Below are 17,677 nucleotides of genomic sequence, written 5' to 3'. Positions count from 1 at the left end.
GGAGAGAACTCTGAGCCCGGCGAAAACGCCCAATCATGGAAGAATAGTTATTGACGAACGCGATTAGAGAACTTCAAAGGGGGCAGATCATTAGCGTAGACCTGACCAGGCAATGAGCCGAGCCAGGCTTCGATCGCGTTAATCCCTTCCGCGATGCAGGTGAAGTCACGGCCCTGGATGATCTTCTCGACCAGCCGCAGTTTTTCCGCCGCGACATTGGCGTCCTCGTCCCACACCGTCACGGACGCGGTGACGTAGGCTTGGCCGACGTCATCCGCTCCCAGTTCCTGCAACGCCATGTCGGCATCGGCGGCCTTGTTGGCGGCGTCGCTGTCAACCAGGACCGAGGCCTCGTTGGTCATGACCTCCTTGAGGATCGCGGCAATGCCTTTGCGCTTAGCGAACCACTGACGCCGGATCCTAGTCAGCAGCCGGACGGCTTCGGTCTTGTCGAGCAGGATCGCGCGCGTCGACCACCGATATGGAAAAGCGAGCCGATTGAGTTCGTCGAGGATTCCGGGATGGGTCGCGGTCGGAAATCCGATGACCGTGAGCGTGCGGAGATGAGTACTCCCCAGACGCGGTTCCAGCCCGCCAACCAGCGGCTGATCGGTCAGCAGCGCGTCGAGATGCATCGGCGCCTCGGGAAAGAGGGCACGACGGCCAGGCCGCCGCGCCGATGTTGTCATGGCGGCGGTCATTGCGCATCACCGGCCGTATCTTGGGCCCAGCGATCCGCGGCCGCCTCAACCAGTTCCTGCGCTTCAGCCAAGCTGTCGAGATAGATGTAGGTGCTGGTGACGCTCGCGTGCCCCAGCAGGTGTTGCAGCTTCTGCAGCGGATCGCCGAGAATCCGGCGATAGGCCGCACCGTGCCGATCCTGCGGATCGAACACCGCGCCGATCTGCTCGCGGATCAGCATGGAAAGCATGTTGACGGCGAAGGTGTGCCGCAACGTGTGCGGCGTCACGTCAAGATCGATGCCAAAGCGGTGGCAGCGCGCACAGGCCCGGCGGAAGGCAGCTTCCCAGGTGGCCGCAGGCACGGGCCGTCCGCCTTCGGTCAACCAGAGCAAGGCATGCTGCGCCCTGCCCGCCGCGCCGATCAGCACACGCCGCCGCTCGCCCGGCGTGAGCCGGTCGAGCCGGACCCGCTTGCCCGCCGCGTCGACGATCTTCCCGCCCTCTGGCGCCAAGCAGAGTGGATTTGTGACCGAAGGCTCCGATCGGGCGGACGAGACGGCGCGCTCAAGATCGATGTAGTCTTGGATCAACGCCAGCACGCGGCGGGGAATGCGAACCTGGCGCGGCCGTCCGCCCTTGGCGATCGAACCGGAAAGATCGAACAGCACGGAGCGCGGTCCGGGTGCAATCATGCGCGGGAGTTCGGTCAGAAGCAGGCTGCCGCCTTCGGTCAGTCGCAGTCCGGTCGTGACCAACAGCTCCGCGAAGAGCGCGTTCCGTTCGCCATTGCGGCCACGCCACGTTGAGTCCTCCGTGCCGTCGGGCAATCGTCCTCTCAGCCCTACGTCGCGGAACAGCAGATAGCGGCCGAGACCGATGTAGCGCATATCATGCCGCCGTGCCGCGCGCTCGCGCGCCCGGTTCGTCGTGACGGCCAGCACAGCGCTTGTGCTTGCGGTTCTGCGAAGGGTAACGCAGTAGCCGAAGGGCGAGGTCGTGATGACTCCCTCTTCGACCGCCCACCGATAGAGTTTATCGAGCGCCGCAACGCTGCGATTCCAGCTCGCCGCCGAGATGCGGAACGCGGCGTCCGATAGACGCCGCGCCCGGTGAAAGGCCAGCACGTCGTGGCGGTCCGCCTGCCAGACTGTCTTCCCGCCGCGCCGCTCGCATAGAAAGCGAGCCCACACGAGAATGTCGTGCGCGTAGGAGCGCCAGGTGTTCGGCGCGCCCATACCTGGGCAGGCGCGGAAGAACCGATTGAGATGGAGATCGTAGCTCCCGTCATCCATTAGAATGAACGGCATGCCGTCGATCAGCCCGGCGCGCTCGCCAACGTCGAGCGCGCCGGGCACGATACTCACTGCAAGGCCATCAATGGGAAGCGGACACGACAGCGCGTCAAGGTTCGTAAAGTACAACTGCACGCATACACCCAAGCGGAGCGCCTTCGGCGCGACTCTTTTTGTTTAGGTTGCGAGGGGTTCCCCTCGCTCTCTCCCGCTCGCCGCGTGGCAGGGGTGCAGGACTTCGCCTGCACCCATAGACAATTTTGTGGAGTCGCCGCCGCGTCAAGCGTTGTCCTCGCTTACGCTGCGGGAACGCTTGACCCGGACGTCTGAAGAGCTTCACCGGACCAGTCGGTGATGCGGCTCCATACCTGATTCTGAGACAGGATCACAGAGTCAGGATAACGCGATCAGTTCCTCGAAGGCGTATTTCTTCGAGCCATGCGCGCCGGAGAGATCGCGGCTGAGACGAGAACGGTGGCCGCTGGCATGGCCCAGTTCATGCAGCGCGGTTCGGTGCCAGTTGATCGGTTCGAAATACGCGGCAGGCGGCGGCACCTGCACATAGTCTTCCGACGGAATATAGAAGGCGCGACTGCCGCCGATGCGGAAGTCGATGCCAGTCGCCTTGATCAGCGTCTCGACCTGCGGCTCGATCATACCGGGAGGAGGTGGTGGTGCGACAGTCGCGATCTCATCCGGCAGGTCGTCGCACTGGTCGGTGTTGAAGACCGTGAAGCGCTTCAGGAACGGAATTGCCTGTGCTTCCTCGCCGGTCTCGGCCGCGCGCTTCTTCTCGTCGTCGGGGACAAAACGGTCAGCATAGACGACGGTGGTACCGCGCTCGCCCTTGCGGACGTGGCCGCCGAGCGACAGCGCCTGGCGGAAGGTGAGCCAACTCTGCCCGGTGAATCCGTGCTCGATCACAGATCCCCAGAGGATCAGGACGTTCACACCGCTGTATTGCCGCCGAGTGGAAGCGTTTTGCGGCATGGCGAGCGGCGCCTTCGCCGACGCCGTCCCCCAAGGCTGGACCCATGGCACGCGACCGGCCTTCAACTCGGCGATGATCTTGTCGGTGATTTCGTCATAGAGGCTCGCCCGGCTCTCGCACGATAAGCATGTCTCGACATCGCGGGTCTCCGCGACGGGCGCCGCGAGCCTCTCTCGCAGCCTTCAACCCGTCACGGCCAACCCGGCCGGCACTCTCACTCTCCTGCTGCCCAGTTCAGCGCAGACAGACTGAGTAGACATCACCGAACGGTTCCGCGAGCGCCGCGTCAGGGATGGAAGCCCGAAGGGTGAAGACCCGGCATGGCCGGGGCTTCAGCGAAGCCAACAGCCCGGCCCGCAGGGAGACGCCCGTTTCCGGTCTCGTACCGGCGGCATCTATGGTCCCAGTTGCACTGGCCTTTTTATCTTCGGCCTCCGTTGTCCTGCCGACATCGATAAGTTGCGAGCACGTGAGACGACTCGCAAAGTCGCGGCGCCCCGATGAAATCGCCGAAACGCCTCTGCCGCGGAGGGGTCAAGAAAGCTGGTCGTTGTCTGCGCATCTGCTGGTGGAGTGAGAACTCCAATGGGAACGCCATGATGCCATCCGCGCGCCGCGCGAAAACTTACAACCAGCTGTCCAAAGGTTGGATAGGCGTGGTCCAAATGAGCCTCCGCGAAGGAGATTAGTTCATCTGAAAGATCACACGGCACGCGACCGGCACTATCAGCGTGAGTCTCGAAATGGCGTTTCTTCGCGGCAAGGAGATCGGCAGCCACAGCACCGCGGCATGCATCGTAAAATTCCTGCGCGTTCGACTTCGGCTGGCCTTTTACGGCGCCGATATAGCTGAAGTCCGTATCTGTGCCGTCTGTCCTGCGAACCCAAAAACCCGGCGTCGAATATCCCTCGCCGACATTTTGCCGCCGGAAGAAGCAATCAATACCGCTTCCGATTTTCGCCGGACTGTCAGTGATGACAGCGTCGTAACGCTCGAGGAGAGCAACCAAATCATCGTGATCGGAGCGATCTTCGACGATTTGATTATCGGAGTAGCGAGCAAGCATGTCTTTGAAATGGGTTAGCGCAGCTGTCTGCGTCTTCCAGGATCGACCGTTCGGCAGGCTGATCGTTTTCGCCATCAATTCTCCCCTGCCCCTCGCCTAGTGCAAAGCAGCATTGCTGACTGCCGACAGGACTGGCCCTGCGTTTACACGACAGTCTTTCGAATGAGCTCTGCGCTGTCTGAAAGCATCGTGCGCTGCAAGTTCATCTGCGACATTTGCGTGACTCGTGCCGACGGAAGAAAGCGCTTCATCTCGGCGTAGAACGCCGTTGCTGTGGCGTCTTTTGCGAGTTCATCGAGACGGGCCTTTGCCTTCGCCGCGATATCGGAGGTGCCGTAGTCCACGAATTTCTTGCCAACCATCTCGCGATCGGGAGTCGCACCGAGTTTGTTTACGAGAAACCAGACGTCCCATACATCGCGAAACTTGAGAGCCGCTCTCGCTGTCAGGGCGACCGCCTTGTCTGCAAGAATTTCATTCGCCGTCTCGACGTTGAGGATCACATCCTGGATCTGTACCAGGCCAGGTGTCGCGTTGACCGTCAGCGGTTTGGAATCGTAGGACGGCACATTGGCGAATTCGATTTTGATGCGCGACTTCGGTGTATTCGACGTGGGATTGACCGGCACCACGATCTGCCACGCAGCAACGTTAACGTCGTTTCCTTTGACGAGTTCGGGTTGCGCAGGACGTTTCAAGACAATCTGCGCAGCATCAATGTCAAAGTCGCGTTGCAAGGTTCGCTTCGTGGTTTCGAGCGCGTTGTCGACGAGGCCATCGAACTCGACGTCTTTCAGGTAGGCACCCGCCTTGCCGCAGACGAAATCAAGATCCTCGCTATAGCGCTCGCCGCCATAGCAGAGCCGCAGAGCCGTGCCGCCCTGAAAGACGACGTGCTGAAGAACACCAGCTTCGGATAGCGCTGACAAAAGATGAAGGTGAATCGCCTCCTTCATCAGATTCTGATCCATCCCCGCTTCGATGCCGCGGCGCTGGATAAAGGCATCGATCGCGCTCTTAAGCCCGTTCGCTTTGTTGCTCATCCTGGTGCTTCTCCTCCGCAATGGTGTCGGCAAGAATTTCTTCGTCAATTAGGTCGAGATTTCTGCCAACGCGACGTAGATCCCGAACGGCCGTGCGCACCTTGGCTTCGAACGCGCCGGCGTCCGCGACGACGTCTGCGCCAATGTCGATCTTGCGGTCTGTATGGGTGAACTCCACGGCGCCCCATGGCGTATCGAACCGCGCAGGTGATCCGGTCGTCATGCAGGTCAGGGCGGTCGTAATCTGCGAGATGATCCCGATCTCTGAAAGTTTCGATTCCAAGCTCACATAATTGATCTCGCGGGGGCGGAGGAATCGCAGCAGGCCACGCCGAATATCCGCCGGGCTCGAACGGGCCGTCGGGTTGACGTAGACGCCGCGCGCTGCGCGAATCAGCACCCCTTGGTCCGAGAGCCGTTTCATCATCAGCTTGAGGTAGGATGGGTCGACCCCACCCATTAACGTGGAAAAACTGGGCGCTGTGAACGCCCAGACGCCCGCCGCGTCCGCTTGGGCAAGTTTCTTGATGAGGTCGCGTCGCTTCATATCTCCCATATTAGTTATCAAAAATGATAACTTCAATATGCCTTGAGGAGAAAGCACAGGTCGTGGCACCTCTGAGACAACACGGCTGTTGACGCATTTGCGCACTTTTGGCCGACTTTCAGGCAGTCTTGATGCCAGATACGCCGCAGGGTTGCGCTTGTTCACTAATTGTTCCGAGCTAGCCTACCGCGGCTAGCCTTCCAAGATCCCATGCGAATTGATGCGCGTGAGCTCTTCCGGCACGTCAGCGCCGAGAAATCTGGCCTCTATCGCGACATCATGGATGCGTTCGCTGCCGCAAAGCGGCAGTTCCGCCTACACCTAAGGCCTGACGAGGTTCTTGCCGAGGCGCAATGGGAAGGCGCCCCGCCAAAGATAGAAGAGCTGCAAGCGGCTCTCGCGCAACTGAGCGAGTGGGGGAACCTGCAGTCGCAACCCGATACTGCACGTGTTGCCAGTATCAGCGATTTCTACCGTGCCCGCTTTCTCTATCGACTTTCCGAGGGTGGAGAAGCGGTCGAATCCGCGCTGAGCGTCTTCAGTCAGGCGTTGAAGCGACGTGCCGAGCTGCAGAGTGTTGCGCTCGAGGAATCGCGAATCAGCTTCAGGTTCTCCGCAATCTCGCGGAAGAGCCTGTTTCTGATGCGGCGAAGATTCACGAAACTCTGCGGGATTTGGTACGCGTCTTCGAAGGCTTGGCGGAGAACGCTCAGGCGTTCATGGTGAACATCGGCCGCAGCATCGAGCTTCAGCATTCAGACACGACCTCGATCATCGCCTACAAAAGACGATTGATCGACTACCTGGACCGGTTCATCGGCGATCTCGTCAGTCGCTCGTACGAGGACCATCTACGTGGGCTGCAGACGAAGCGCCCTCCGACATAGAGCAGCGGCTATCCGCCTCAGCGTGGAGCAACGCAATCGGCGACGATCGTGCTGCACAGACCGCTGTCCAGAAATGGCGGCAGGCGCAGCCGGTCGATCGGCTCTCTCCAGCGGAGCTTTCGGACCTCGTGGACTATGCGATCGGAGCGCCGGGCGTCGCGCTGGGCCGGGCCCTGCTGCGGCACGATCCGACAATGCTCGATCCCATGCGCTACTCCGAACTGGTGCAACTGAGTTGGCAGGGGCTTCGCGCCTATCTCGACAATCCGGTGATCCTGTCATCGCTGCCGGGAAAGAGTGCGGTCGACCAGGTCATGAGTGCGGTCGTCGATGGCGGTTTCGAAAGCGTTCTCGATGAACACTTCTGGCTCCGCGCGCAGAATCTGCAAGAGGGTGCGGCTGGGCTCGCCAAGGACTTGCAATCATCTCTCGGACTTCGCGCCGGCGGCTTCAGCTTCCACGGTATCGGCGGACAGCCGCATAAGATTCCGGTGCGCTGCCATGTTGCCGTGCCCTTTGGAGATGCTGAAACCGAGCCCGTCATCAAAGTGGATGGTGGCGTGGCGCAAGCCACCCCGGTCCGCCCCGACGAAGTGCGCCGAAGCTTCAACACACCTTTTTGGCCGCATGTCCTCGCGACGACGTCAGTTGGGCAGGAGGGGCTGGATTTTCACCCATGGTGCTCGCATGTCGTTCATTGGGATCTCTCTTCCAATCCACTCGACCTCGAGCAGCGTGAAGGTCGTGTCCAGCGCTACGCGGGCTTGTCCGTCAGGCGACGGCTGTCCGCGGAATTGCGCGATGAAGTATTGAGAGATCCCGCCCTGGCCGACGGCTCACCGTGGCGTTGCGTACAAAGACATGCGGAGCGTTTCGTCGATACCAGCGGCCTTCGTCCTTGGTGGGTGCTCGACGGAGCCGAAATCCGCCGCCACGTCTTCGAGCGCCCCTTTGGGCGGGACATTGCGCGGTTCGCCCAACTTCGCGAGCAGCGCATGATCTATCGGCTGGCCCTTGGACAGCCCAATCAGGAGGATTTCATCGACGTGTTGTCACGCGGGGGCGAGGCGACCCGCACGCTGCTGCAGCCACTCATCCTTGATTTGTCCGCGATGGGTCTCCGAACGAAGGCCATCCATGCCTCGAGTATGAGCGGTCAGAGCCCGATATCAATCGCCCGTCCTCCGGTCAGGGAGGGCGAAGATATTTCTGCGCGGCCGCCGCCGACCGAGGAGACGACCGTCGATCGAGCGATGCCTGACCGCACCGTTCAGACGTTTTGATGTTCCGCGCGAAGCGGCGATCGCCAACGAGCTATTGCCGCCGATACCGAGCATCCAAGCTATGCAATGCTGCGGATCAGCGCCCGACGCGATGCAGTCGAAAGAGCTTCTCGAAGAAATCAGTGATCTTCGATTCGGCCCCCTCGCCAACCAGCTCATTCGCTCCGAATCGGTAGACCTCATATCCGGCGAGGCGCAACTCGCGGTCAGCCGACACCATGTCGGCGTAGACGTTCAAAGACGGATGGTCGTTCTCCGAGAAGTGATGCTTTCCATCCACCTCCAACACGATTCGTTGGCGGCCCGGGAGGAGGAGCAAAAAGTCCATACGCTGGCGCGGAAGTGGAAGGCGATGACGCAGGGTTTTCACGACAGCGGGGTCATAGTGGAGATAGACCTGGGGCAGAAGCGCGGGCAGCGCCTCGCCGAGTGTGGACCGATAGGCCTTGAAGTAGGTGGCGAAGAGCTTGCGCTCGGCATCCGAGGCCAGGGATTCTTGGAGACGCGCTCCGAGACTTGCTGCATTGGCCGCAGGGGTGACGTCACTCCACCAGGCGACAAGGTCTGACCAAAGAAGGCCGTTGGAGCTGATCGGCCGGTCGTAGATCAGGCAGCTCTCCTCGCCGGAGAGAATGACGATGTCGTTGTTGATAGCGTCGGCGAAGCCGATCTCGGGCTTGGGTCCCCGCGAAGCGAAGATCAAGTTCTTCGGTCGGCCGCCGACACCGCGCACGAGAGAGCGGAAGGTGAAGATCGGATGACCGGAGAGGTCGCTTTCCTGCGCCAACTCATAGCCGTCGCGCGCGAGGACCTTGTTGAGAGCATCAACCGTCTGCAACTGATGCTCTCCCGACCGCGCGAGCGGGTGAACAGCGTCTTCGAGCAACGCCGCGAACCGGGCTCTGGAGCAATCGAATGCGCCGATCTCGCCGAACAGAAACTCCACCGACCAATCGCCAGGATTGCGATCCATGTGCTGTCCGATTTGGTCACGCAGGCTCCGGCCGCCGTTCCCGAACATCCCCTCAAGGGGCGTGGAGAGAACGAAATAGCGTTCGACCATCTCCACCGTGCTTCGCTCACCGGCGAGGTCATCGCCGAAGACCCGGGCGACGTCTCGCCGTGTAATTTGGGTAAGGGGCGGGTCACCGGCTTCAAGCACCTTGCGGCCTGCCTCATCAAGGCCGATGTCTCCGCGATGAGCGGCGAACTTGAGCGCCAAACGAGCCAACGCTTCCTGCGTAAGGTTCTCGAGCGCCAGCTCGATGCGCTGCCGCTTTGAGAGGTCCTCGCCGCTGGGCACGACAAGCCCGGCGATTCGCTGCGGCGCCTCACTTAACTCCGCGTGGGTCATCGGCTGCAGAACGCCGGCAACAAGGCTATGCAGATCAGTAGTCATCCCGGAGACTAGGCGGCAAGCCGCTCGTGTTCGACGACGGGCACCTCCTCGTCCCCGGCGGCCTTTTGTAGGAATCGTGCGAGCGCCGCCTTCCGGGAGTCGCGGTCAAGTGCGTAGGTCATCTGCTTGAATTCCTTCCCGTCCAGCAAGCCCTCAATGTAGCCGGCGATCGTGTCCGCCGCCATGATGAGCGCGGTATCGAGCGTGTGAATGTATTTGCTCGTGACCGACCCCTTGGCGTGACCGACGAGCGCCGCGATGGTGACTTCGGTGAACCCAAGATCGTTGGCGATGCTCGCGAAGCTGTGTCGAAGTACGTGCGGCGTGATATCAGCAAGCGGCGTGTCCTCGAAGATCTTCTCCCAATGATTGGGAAAACTGCCGAACGCGTTGTCATCCCCCTGACCGGGGAAGACATAGGTGCCGGCACCGTTGGTCCTTCGGTTTTCTAGGTATTCGACAACTGGCAGGCCGATCGGTCGGGTCGAGGCACCTTCCTTGCTGTCGATCAGCCGCAGACAACTCGCGTCTGTATCCGCCTCAATCCACCGTAACTTGATCATCTCTGTGCGGCGGCACCCGGTGAGAGCAATTTGGCGAATAATGTCCACCGTCATTTGATACTTCTCGTTCCTGGCAGCGTTGCGCAGAATATCTCCGAGCGTGCGATACTCTGCTTCGGTCAGTCGGCGACTGCGAACGTTGTCCTTCGGCTTTCGGATTCCATGGGCCGGATTGACTTCGATGACGCCGGCTTCGACCGCGTAGGTGAGGATCCCGCCCAGCAGGCCGACAGTACGCGTTGCCGTTCCTGCTCCGCCGCGCACAATGGCCTTCCCACGCAGTTTCTTTGTCTTGACGGAAACGCGAGTCTTGCCGGCCATGATGTCCTTCAAGACCTTGTTGACGTCGGCCTTGACAAGGTCCTCGACCCTCCGCGTACCGATGAGCGGAATTATGTGGCGATGGATGCGGCCTGTGTCGGTAACGATTGTCGTCGGCTTCTTCGGGCGACCACCTTTTCCCAGTATGAGACCCGCCTTTAGATCGTTTAGGTAGAGGTCGCACAGCTCCTTCACCGTGATCGCCTTATGATCGAGTCGGCGTTCCTCGGCGGGATTGTCTCCCTGGGCGACCTTGCCCAACTGGATCTTCGCTTCTTTCCTTGCGAGCTCTGGCGTCCAGACACCATGCAATCCGATGGTGTAACGGCGCGAGCGGCCACCTCCGGCAGCAGGATCGGAATGTCCAGGCGAAGTTTCTCAGTCATTCTTTCTGTCCCTTTCGCTGGATAGAAGGAGCCAGGCTCGCGGTGACCTCGGAGACTGCCTAAGTTCGAGTACTTGCAATATCCACTCCAGGGGGATAGTATCAGGAAAATGAACAAGCAGCTACACCTCCACGAAACGCATCCCGAGATCGTCAAGCGACTGAAGCGGGCCGATGGCCATCTCAAGGGGATCATCGAGATGATCGAGACAGGCCGGCCCTGCATCGACGTCGCGCAGCAGCTTCATGCGGTCGAAAAGGCGATCGGGCAGGCGAAGAAGACGCTGATCCAGGACCATCTCGACCATTGCCTCGAAGACGTCGTCGGTCCCCTGCCGCGGGATCAGCGCCGGTCGATTGACGAGTTCAAGCTGATCACGAAATACCTCTGACGGATTCCTACTTTGTGACCGAGGCCTTTTTTCTATCCATCGTGGCGACTGGGTTTGTCGTCGCGTTTGCTCATGCCGCCATTCCGACCCACTGGCTGCCCTTCGTGCTGGCCGGTCGCGGGCAGCGCTGGAGCAAGACGAAGACCCTCATGGTGGTGGCGCTGTGCGGCTCGGGACATGTTCTTTTCACGACCGTTCTCGGCGCCTTGGTCGTCTGGCTCGGGATCGAGACGAGCAAGTGGACCGGCAACGTCTTCCCCTGGATCGCCGGCGGCGCGCTGATCCTCTTCGGGCTCTACTACCTGGTCCGGCAGGCGCGCGGCGGCGGGCATGGCCATCACCATTTCGGCGGCGGCCACAGCCACGGTGGCCACAGTCATGTCGCGCATGGCGATGACCATGGGAGCCATGACAAAGGCGGCCACGATCATGCTTCGGAGACGAAGCGGATCGACACCGGCCACGGCGTGCTACTGCTGGAGGTCTTCGGCGTCCCGCCCAGGTTCCGGATGCGGACCGAAAGCGCCGCAGCGGCCCTGCCGCGCGCGGCGGCGCTGTCGCTCGAGACGTTGCGGCCTGACGGCTCCGGGCAGGCCTTCTCCTTCGCCGAACGTGCCGGATATCTGGAATCTCTCGAGGAAATTCCAGAGCCGCACGAATTCACTGTGAGCCTCAGTCTTTCTCACGGCGATCACGCACATCGCCACGAGGTTCGGTTCGAGGAACATCAACACGCTCCCTCGGTTCAACCGGCGGCGATTGCGCCGGCCAGCGGTCCGCGCTCGGCCGGAATAGTTAAATCCGATAGGGCGGTCGTCCTCGGGCTGTTCACGCTTCTGACGTTCTCGCCCTGCGAAGGCTTCCTGCCTGTCTATCTGTCCGGCATTACCTATGGCTGGACGGGTTTTGTCGTGCTGAGTGCGGTGCTCGCACTCGCGACGATAGCTGGAATGGTAATCTTCACCTGGTTGACGATGTCTGGAATGGAGCGCCTGCGTCTTGGATTCCTGGAGCGCTACGAAAGCGGCATCCTCGGCGGCCTGATCCTTTTCCTCGGCGTCGGCATCATCTTCTTCGGTTTCTAGTGGCGAAAATCCAACGTTTGGTGCCCAAGATGGAATGCTGCTTTGGGGAAAGCGGACGTTCAATTCTGTGGCATCAGGCGGCCAAGAACCTCATCAGCATTGCCATCGAAACAACGCCCATGGCTGAGCAAGATGTGTTGAGGGTGCCACGACCGGATTTTGCGAAACGCGGCCCGCCTTTTTGTCCGCTGCAGCCAAAGCGGCAGCCGCATGCCGAAGAGTATCTGGCCGTGCGGGTGATACATGCCGCTGAATCTCGTCGCCATTCGCCACGGCTCATCGACCTTGTCGAGCTCAATCTTCATGATCGTGTCGGTGAGAATCAGCGTTCCCGACGCTTTGTGGAAGAACACGAATTCCTTGAAGATGCTACCGGGGACGAGCGTCTGGTCCATCTCGCGCCGCCACTCGAGGTCGCGGTCGAACCGGATCTCGACATTCCGCGCTCGAGCCCGCCGCCGCACGCCGGGCGAAGCCCACACGACCGCTTCCGGGAAAGCTTTCTGCCATTCGCCGATGTGGGTGTAGTGGAATTGGTTCGGGGAGATGAGGTGGCGGATCGCGCCGAGCTCGCGCAGCTCGGCGGCCAGACGTTCATCGAAAACAATCGGGGAGTGCAGGAATAGGTCGCCGTTCTCGAGGCGGACTACGGTCATCCGAGTCGTGAACGGCATCGGCATCCGAATGCCGGCGGACGTCAGGTATTCATTTGGGCCATCGACCACGCCGATGGCCTGCGCGACTGGCTTATAGACGTTGATCGGCTCGTAGAGCGTGGCAACCATTGTGTCCGGCCTGCCCAAATTCCGCGCGATTGGCGGATAACAGGGGAGTCAAAGACAACAATTTTCGGCGGCCGTCATGTCCGTAATTGGTCCCACTGCCGCCACTGGATGCGGGTACCAAGCGTCAGTTTTTGACCACTAGTCGTTCCTTGCGCGGGTACAGATGGCAAAGCGCGGCGCCGCAAGATGAGCGCGGAGCATGATCGAGACTTCGATTTCAATGCTGGCTCCAGGACTCCTCGCGACCGCCATGCATAGCCAGAATGTAGTTGTAGGGCGTTGGTGGCTGGGTCGCGAATTTTCGCGCCGTAGCGTAGAAAAGGCGGTGGCGCCCCAGCGTAGATAAAACTGAGAACTACGTTTCCTCGGGAGCACTATATGAGGGCGTATCCCGCAAAACGCCAACGCCGCCTGGAATGCGATCCTGCACGCCATCTCCCTACGACGACTGTGGGGTGCTGCAAACAAGTTGCGGGCGCTCGGTTGCCATCGCTATCCAGCGCAGCTGGATAGCTTGGCGACATGCTTGCCGTTGATACCGGCATTCAGAGCATGTAGCCGATATCCGAGGCCCCAGTGGGATACGCGAACATTGTCGTCTTCAGATTGTCGGCCGTCAGGTCGTAGCGGATCGCCAGGGCAAACAGGTTGATCACTTCATCGGCGTGCGGCCCGACGAGATGAGCGCCGACGATGCGCCCCGTGTCGTCCTCCACCATCACCTTGAAGCCATAGGTCTTCTCTGCGGCCTGGCGGGCCGTAAACCAGTCGGACGCCTTCTGGGACTTCGTCTGAAATTTCAGGCCCTGCTGACGTGCTTGTTCCTCGCTCAGCCCGACAGCGGCGATCGGCGGGATCGTGAAGGCGACGCTTGGCACGCCGCGATAGTCGGGTCTATGCCGATTGCCCTCCAGGAGGTTAGCGGCGACTACCTTGGCGTCGTGGCTGGAGACGGGAGTCAACGGCGGCCCCTCCTGTGCCGCATCGCCGGCGGCGTACACGGCTGCGTTAGAGACGCTCTGCAGGTACTCATTCAGCTTGAGCCGGCCCTTCTCCGCGGCGACGCCGCCGGCCCCAAGATCAAGCGCGTCGAGCGCAGGCGCCCGGCCGGCCGAATGGACAACGAGGTCGGCCTCGAAGGTCGCGTCTCCGCCTTCTGAGGAAGCGCGGACGACAAAGCCCGCATGGTCCTTCTCGATCGCGCTTACTGTGGTCCGCAAGCGCACATCCACCCCTATCTCCCGGAACTTGTCCATGAGCCAGCCCACGAGGTCCGGGTCAAAGTGCCCAAGCATCCGTTCGCCACGCTGGAGAATCGTCACCTGCACACCCGCACGCGCAGCGATGTGGGAGAACTCCGACGCAATGTACCCGCCGCCAACCAGCACGATCCGGCGTGGCAGTCGCTCCATGGCCAAGAAGTCTTCGTTGGTGGCGAAGTACTCTTCACCGGGAATCCCTAGCCTTATCGGCTCGGCACCCGCAGCGATAAGGACGTGGCGGGCTTCAAGGCTCTCGCCGTCCACCGTCAGGCTGTTCCGGCCCGTGAAGCGCGCGTGCCCGTGGTACGTATGGATGCCCTTTTCATCGTAGCGGTGTTCATGTTTTTCAGGGACTGGATCGGTGAAGGTGCGCTTGAAGGCAATCAGTTCGGGCCAGTCGATATGGACGTCGCCGGCAACGCCGTTGCCCCGCATGCGCCGGGCGTGGTCGAGGGCCGAGGCACCGCCGACAAGCATCTTTTTCGGGTCGCAGCCCCGTAGGGCGCAGGTGCCGCCGAAAGGCCGGTAGTCGATGATCGCCACACTCCGCCCGGCAGCGCGCACGCGCATGGCAGCGACCATGGCCGCCGTGCCGGTTCCTATGATTACAAGGTCGTATTGGTCCGCCATTCGTCTCTCCTACTTATTCCTGCTGCCGCCCATCCGAACGCGGCGCCGATTCCCGCGAGAGCACGCGGCATCAGCGGCATCATCGTGCCTGTCCGGGTCGCGCTCGTCACCGTTCTCTTGGTCTACGGCGAGGTGGCAGGTATCAGGTCGATGACAGAAGCGTGCGGCAGTTCTTGCGCTTGAAATCGAGTATTGCCTTGAATGAATCTCTATCAGCCCGCGCAGCACGACAGCTTCGCGACGTCCTTGCTGAACGACAGCGCCGCGAGCTTCAGGCCCTCGACGGTGGTGAGATACGGAAAGATCGTATCCGCGAGGTCGTCGATGGTGAGGCCCGCTCGGATCGCGAGCGCCGCGGTCTGAATGCTGTCGGCGCCTTCCGGCGCGAGCATATGCGCACCGAGCAGCCGGCCGTTGCCGGCGTCGGCCACGAGCTTGATGAGCCCGCGGGTATCGCGGGCCGCAAGCGCACGTGGCACCTGGTCGAGACCGATGGTGGAGGCGCGGACGTCATGCCCGGCCGCTCGAGCCGCGGCCTCCGTCAGCCCCACACTCGCCACCTGCGGGTCGGTGAACACGACGGCGGGCATGGCGCTGTTGTCGTAGCGCAAGCTGTCGCCATTGAGGGCGTTTTTCGCCGCGAGCTTGGCGCCGTAGGCGGCCATGTAGACGAACTGGTCGCGGCCGGTGACGTCGCCGACGGCATAGATGCCGGCGCGGGTCGTGCGCATGCGATCATCAATGACGATGCCGCCCCTAGACGAGACGGCGATCTCGTGTTCGGCGAGCCCCAGGCCTTTAATGTTGGGCGTGCGGCCGGTAGTGATCAGTACCCGGTCGGCGTCGATCGTCGTGTTCTGGCCGTCGCGCGCAACGGTGAGCGAGACACCGTCCTCAGTCTTCCAGATAGCGCGGTAGGCAATACCGGAGATCACGGTGACCCCCTCGTCTCCGAAATACGCTGTCAGTGCCGCGCTGATCTCGGGCTCGGCCTCGGGGAGCAAACGGGACCGGCACACGAGCGTCACCTTGACGCCGGCGCGGGCGAACATCTGGGCGAGTTCCGCCCCGATATACCCGCCACCGATCACGAGCAGCGACCGGGGCAGTTCCTCAAGGTCGAGCGCCGTCGTGCTGGTCAGATAAGGCACGGTGTCGATGCCGGGGATGGCCGGAACAGCAGGCCTTGCGCCGGTCGCGATGATGATCTTGCCGGCAGGGATACGCGTGCCGTCCACCTCGACACCACCTTCCACGAGGTGCGCAGGACCTTCACGATAGGCGATGCCGTTGTAGGCCGGGAGCAGGTCAATGTACTTGGCTTGGCGAAGCTCTGCGACAAGGGAGTTCTTCTGACGAACGGCTCCCCGCCAGTCGGTCAGTTCAGCCTCGGCCGTGATGCCGGCGAAGCGTGCTGCTGCGCGCGCATTGTGGAGCGTCTCGGCGGCGCGGATCAGAGTCTTCGACGGCACGCAGCCGATATTGACGCAGGTGCCGCCGATGGTGCCGCTGCCGATGAGCGCCACTTGCGCGCCCTGATCGGCGGCGGTGATCGCGGACGAGAACCCGGCGGAGTCGGCGCCGATGACGACGAGATCGTACGCACCGCCGTTGCGCCCGTTCGAGCGGAAGCGGCGGTCTGTCGTTAGCCCCTTTTTCGATGTCGGGTCGGCCGGCGGTCGCGATGCGCCGCGAGTCTCGATATCGCTGCCGGAGCGTTGCGCTGCGTCGAGGCCGGCAAGGCTCGGCCCGAAGAGCGCGCGACCCGCTTCGAGGGCCTCGTCGATCGACAGCCGAAAGCCGGGCTCGTCTGCAGAACGTTCGCGGCGCCATGCGGAGAGATGATCGTCCGAGCAGAAAAAGGCCGTCGTTGCGCACAGCGAATTCGCGGCGCATGCGCCTTCATAGCGGACGCTTTGCCACATGACCGCCGTCCGCGGCTCAATCTGAGCCAAGCCCTGGCCTCGATCTCGCGTGGTGATCCGGATCGGCGCACGACAGTGGCGGCAGTGCGAGGCGATCATCATGTCGCGATCGATCATGGCGCCGATGCCGAGCGCGTCGACGGCGCACATGGCATTGAGAGTACGTCCGTCCAGTGTGACCCGATGGCCGGTCTCGCGGTCGGTGTAGGGATAGGCACCGACGATCTTGTCGCCGTCGAGTACGACAAGGTCCCGACGGCGGAGTTCTTCAAGCAGGGGCCGGATGGCCGGCTCGCTCAGCGCCGCGCGCTTGGCAAGCGCGCCTGGGGCCGGGGCTCGTCCGTGTTCGGCGTAGAGTTGCAGCAACGCAACCCGCGCCCGGTCCGTGACGGGGTCGTAGCCGCTCCAGCGGCTGAGCACATGGTCGGAGCCGACCATAGCCAGCAGGGCGTCTTTGACCGCGCGCGACGAAACCACCGACCAGTCCGGGAACGTCACACCCGGCCGCACGGCATAGCTCGGCAGTGTCGCGGGTGCGGAAGCCGCAACCTTGTCCCGGGACGCGGAGGATGCGCAGCAATCGTTCATTGCTTCAGGCCTTCTTCGTGAATCTCCGTCTCGCAACAGGCGGCTTTGATGCGGCGCCGATAAATGCCCCACGCGATGAGTCCGAGGCTCGCTGCCAGCAGTGGAAACAGCGCCAGATCTGCGCGTGCCAGCCACGCGCTCAGACCAACCAGCGGCAGGAGCACCGCGAGGACCGGCGTCGCGCAGCAGATCGCGGCAACAGTGGCGCCGGCGGTGCCGGTGCGGATCAGGGCGCGGTCATTCATGTCAACTGCCTTGCTGCTGCGTCGGGCGGGCGGGATAGCCGGCGTTCATGCTGGCTGCCGCGATGGCGTCGGGGTTCGTCTTCCCGTCATCGAAGGTCACGGTCGCGGTCTTCGCCTCGAATGAGACCGCCACCTTCGTGACCCCTGGGACCGCCGCCATCGAGGTCTTCACGATGTATGGGCAAGAGGCGCAGGTCATGTTGTCGACGGCGAAAGTGATCGTGCGTTCGGCGGCGAACGCGGCAGGCGCAGTCATAACCGACGCGATCAAGGCGACGGCGCTCAAGGTCTTCTTCATAGGGTG

13 protein-coding genes and 4 pseudogenes are annotated in these 17,677 nt (G+C 62.0%); 4 read left to right on the top strand and 13 right to left on the bottom strand.

Going from position 1 to position 17,677, the window contains the following annotated elements; all coding sequences use genetic code 11:
- Positions 1–62 precede the first annotated feature (62 nt).
- The 6 genes and pseudogenes from ACTIFK_RS16170 to abiEi form a co-directional block, all read right to left on the bottom strand.
- A pseudogene (locus ACTIFK_RS16170) lies at positions 63–653 on the bottom strand (conjugal transfer protein TrbE); the annotation flags it as partial.
- 44 nt (positions 654–697) lie between these two features.
- Complete coding sequence (locus tag ACTIFK_RS16165) at positions 698–2,047, bottom strand: tyrosine-type recombinase/integrase (RefSeq protein ID WP_439544040.1); 1,350 nt, start codon at positions 2,045–2,047, stop codon at positions 698–700.
- Between the two features lie 330 nt (positions 2,048–2,377).
- Positions 2,378–3,145, bottom strand: a pseudogene (locus ACTIFK_RS16160) (ArdC family protein); the annotation flags it as partial.
- Between the two features lie 216 nt (positions 3,146–3,361).
- Entirely contained in the window at positions 3,362–4,108 is a 747-nt protein-coding gene (locus ACTIFK_RS16155) for a DCL family protein (protein WP_439544039.1), read from the bottom strand.
- A 68-nt stretch (positions 4,109–4,176) separates the two neighbouring features.
- Positions 4,177–5,076, bottom strand: coding sequence for a nucleotidyl transferase AbiEii/AbiGii toxin family protein (locus tag ACTIFK_RS16150; protein ID WP_439544038.1), 900 nt, complete (start codon positions 5,074–5,076; stop codon positions 4,177–4,179).
- Positions 5,051–5,623: a type IV toxin-antitoxin system AbiEi family antitoxin gene (abiEi, locus tag ACTIFK_RS16145; RefSeq protein WP_439544037.1), complete on the bottom strand. Its 573-nt coding sequence runs from the start codon at positions 5,621–5,623 to the stop codon at positions 5,051–5,053. Before abiEi ends, ACTIFK_RS16150 begins: the two co-directional genes overlap by 26 nt.
- Before the next feature lie 210 nt (positions 5,624–5,833).
- Here abiEi and ACTIFK_RS16140 point away from each other — a divergent pair.
- Both ACTIFK_RS16140 and ACTIFK_RS16135 read left to right on the top strand, forming a co-directional pair.
- A pseudogene (locus ACTIFK_RS16140) lies at positions 5,834–6,510 on the top strand (TIGR02677 family protein).
- 128 nt (positions 6,511–6,638) lie between these two features.
- Positions 6,639–7,793, top strand: coding sequence for a helicase-related protein (locus tag ACTIFK_RS16135; RefSeq protein ID WP_439544036.1), 1,155 nt, complete (start codon positions 6,639–6,641; stop codon positions 7,791–7,793).
- 76 nt (positions 7,794–7,869) lie between these two features.
- On the opposite strand, the gene ACTIFK_RS16130 is transcribed toward ACTIFK_RS16135, so the two are convergent.
- Together ACTIFK_RS16130 and ACTIFK_RS16125 are read right to left on the bottom strand one after the other, a co-directional pair.
- Positions 7,870–9,147: a hypothetical protein gene (locus ACTIFK_RS16130; RefSeq protein WP_439544035.1), complete on the bottom strand. Its 1,278-nt coding sequence runs from the start codon at positions 9,145–9,147 to the stop codon at positions 7,870–7,872.
- Between the two features lie 53 nt (positions 9,148–9,200).
- Positions 9,201–10,415: pseudogene (locus ACTIFK_RS16125) on the bottom strand (tyrosine-type recombinase/integrase); the annotation flags it as partial.
- Positions 10,416–10,571: 156 nt separating this feature from the next.
- On the opposite strand from ACTIFK_RS16125, the gene ACTIFK_RS16120 reads away from it, so the two are divergent.
- Positions 10,572–10,853 carry a metal-sensing transcriptional repressor gene (locus ACTIFK_RS16120; RefSeq protein ID WP_439544034.1) on the top strand — a complete coding sequence of 94 codons (282 nt, stop codon included), beginning with the start codon at positions 10,572–10,574 and terminating at the stop codon, positions 10,851–10,853.
- Positions 10,854–11,002: 149 nt separating this feature from the next.
- Positions 11,003–11,938, top strand: coding sequence for a hypothetical protein (locus ACTIFK_RS16115; RefSeq protein ID WP_439544033.1), 936 nt, complete (start codon positions 11,003–11,005; stop codon positions 11,936–11,938).
- 59 nt (positions 11,939–11,997) lie between these two features.
- Here the strand turns inward: ACTIFK_RS16115 and ACTIFK_RS16110 are convergent, their stop codons facing one another.
- From ACTIFK_RS16110 to ACTIFK_RS16090, 5 genes are all read right to left on the bottom strand, one after another.
- A complete protein-coding gene (locus ACTIFK_RS16110; protein ID WP_439544032.1) occupies positions 11,998–12,723 on the bottom strand; it encodes a DUF4336 domain-containing protein in 726 nt (241 codons plus the stop codon).
- Between the two features lie 545 nt (positions 12,724–13,268).
- A complete protein-coding gene (locus tag ACTIFK_RS16105; RefSeq protein ID WP_439544031.1) occupies positions 13,269–14,615 on the bottom strand; it encodes a dihydrolipoyl dehydrogenase family protein in 1,347 nt (448 codons plus the stop codon).
- Between the two features lie 212 nt (positions 14,616–14,827).
- Positions 14,828–17,128 carry a bifunctional organomercurial lyase/mercury(II) reductase MerBA gene (gene merBA, locus ACTIFK_RS16100; protein WP_439544030.1) on the bottom strand — a complete coding sequence of 767 codons (2,301 nt, stop codon included), beginning with the start codon at positions 17,126–17,128 and terminating at the stop codon, positions 14,828–14,830.
- On the bottom strand, positions 17,125–17,373 hold the full coding sequence (gene merF, locus ACTIFK_RS16095; RefSeq protein ID WP_439544029.1) for a mercury resistance system transport protein MerF: 249 nt from the start codon (positions 17,371–17,373) through the stop codon (positions 17,125–17,127). Before merF ends, merBA begins: the two co-directional genes overlap by 4 nt.
- Before the next feature lies 1 nt (position 17,374).
- The gene (locus ACTIFK_RS16090) at positions 17,375–17,671 is read right to left on the bottom strand and encodes a heavy-metal-associated domain-containing protein (protein WP_439544028.1); all 297 of its coding nucleotides are present in this window, start codon (positions 17,669–17,671) and stop codon (positions 17,375–17,377) included.
- Between the last annotated feature and the right edge of the window lie 6 nt (positions 17,672–17,677).

The organism is Hyphomicrobium sp. (assembly GCF_051860585.1).
Lineage (GTDB): Bacteria > Pseudomonadota > Alphaproteobacteria > Rhizobiales > Hyphomicrobiaceae > Hyphomicrobium_C.
The sequence above is the reverse complement of the archived record's forward strand: the minus strand, read 5'-3'. Positions and strand labels throughout refer to the sequence as shown.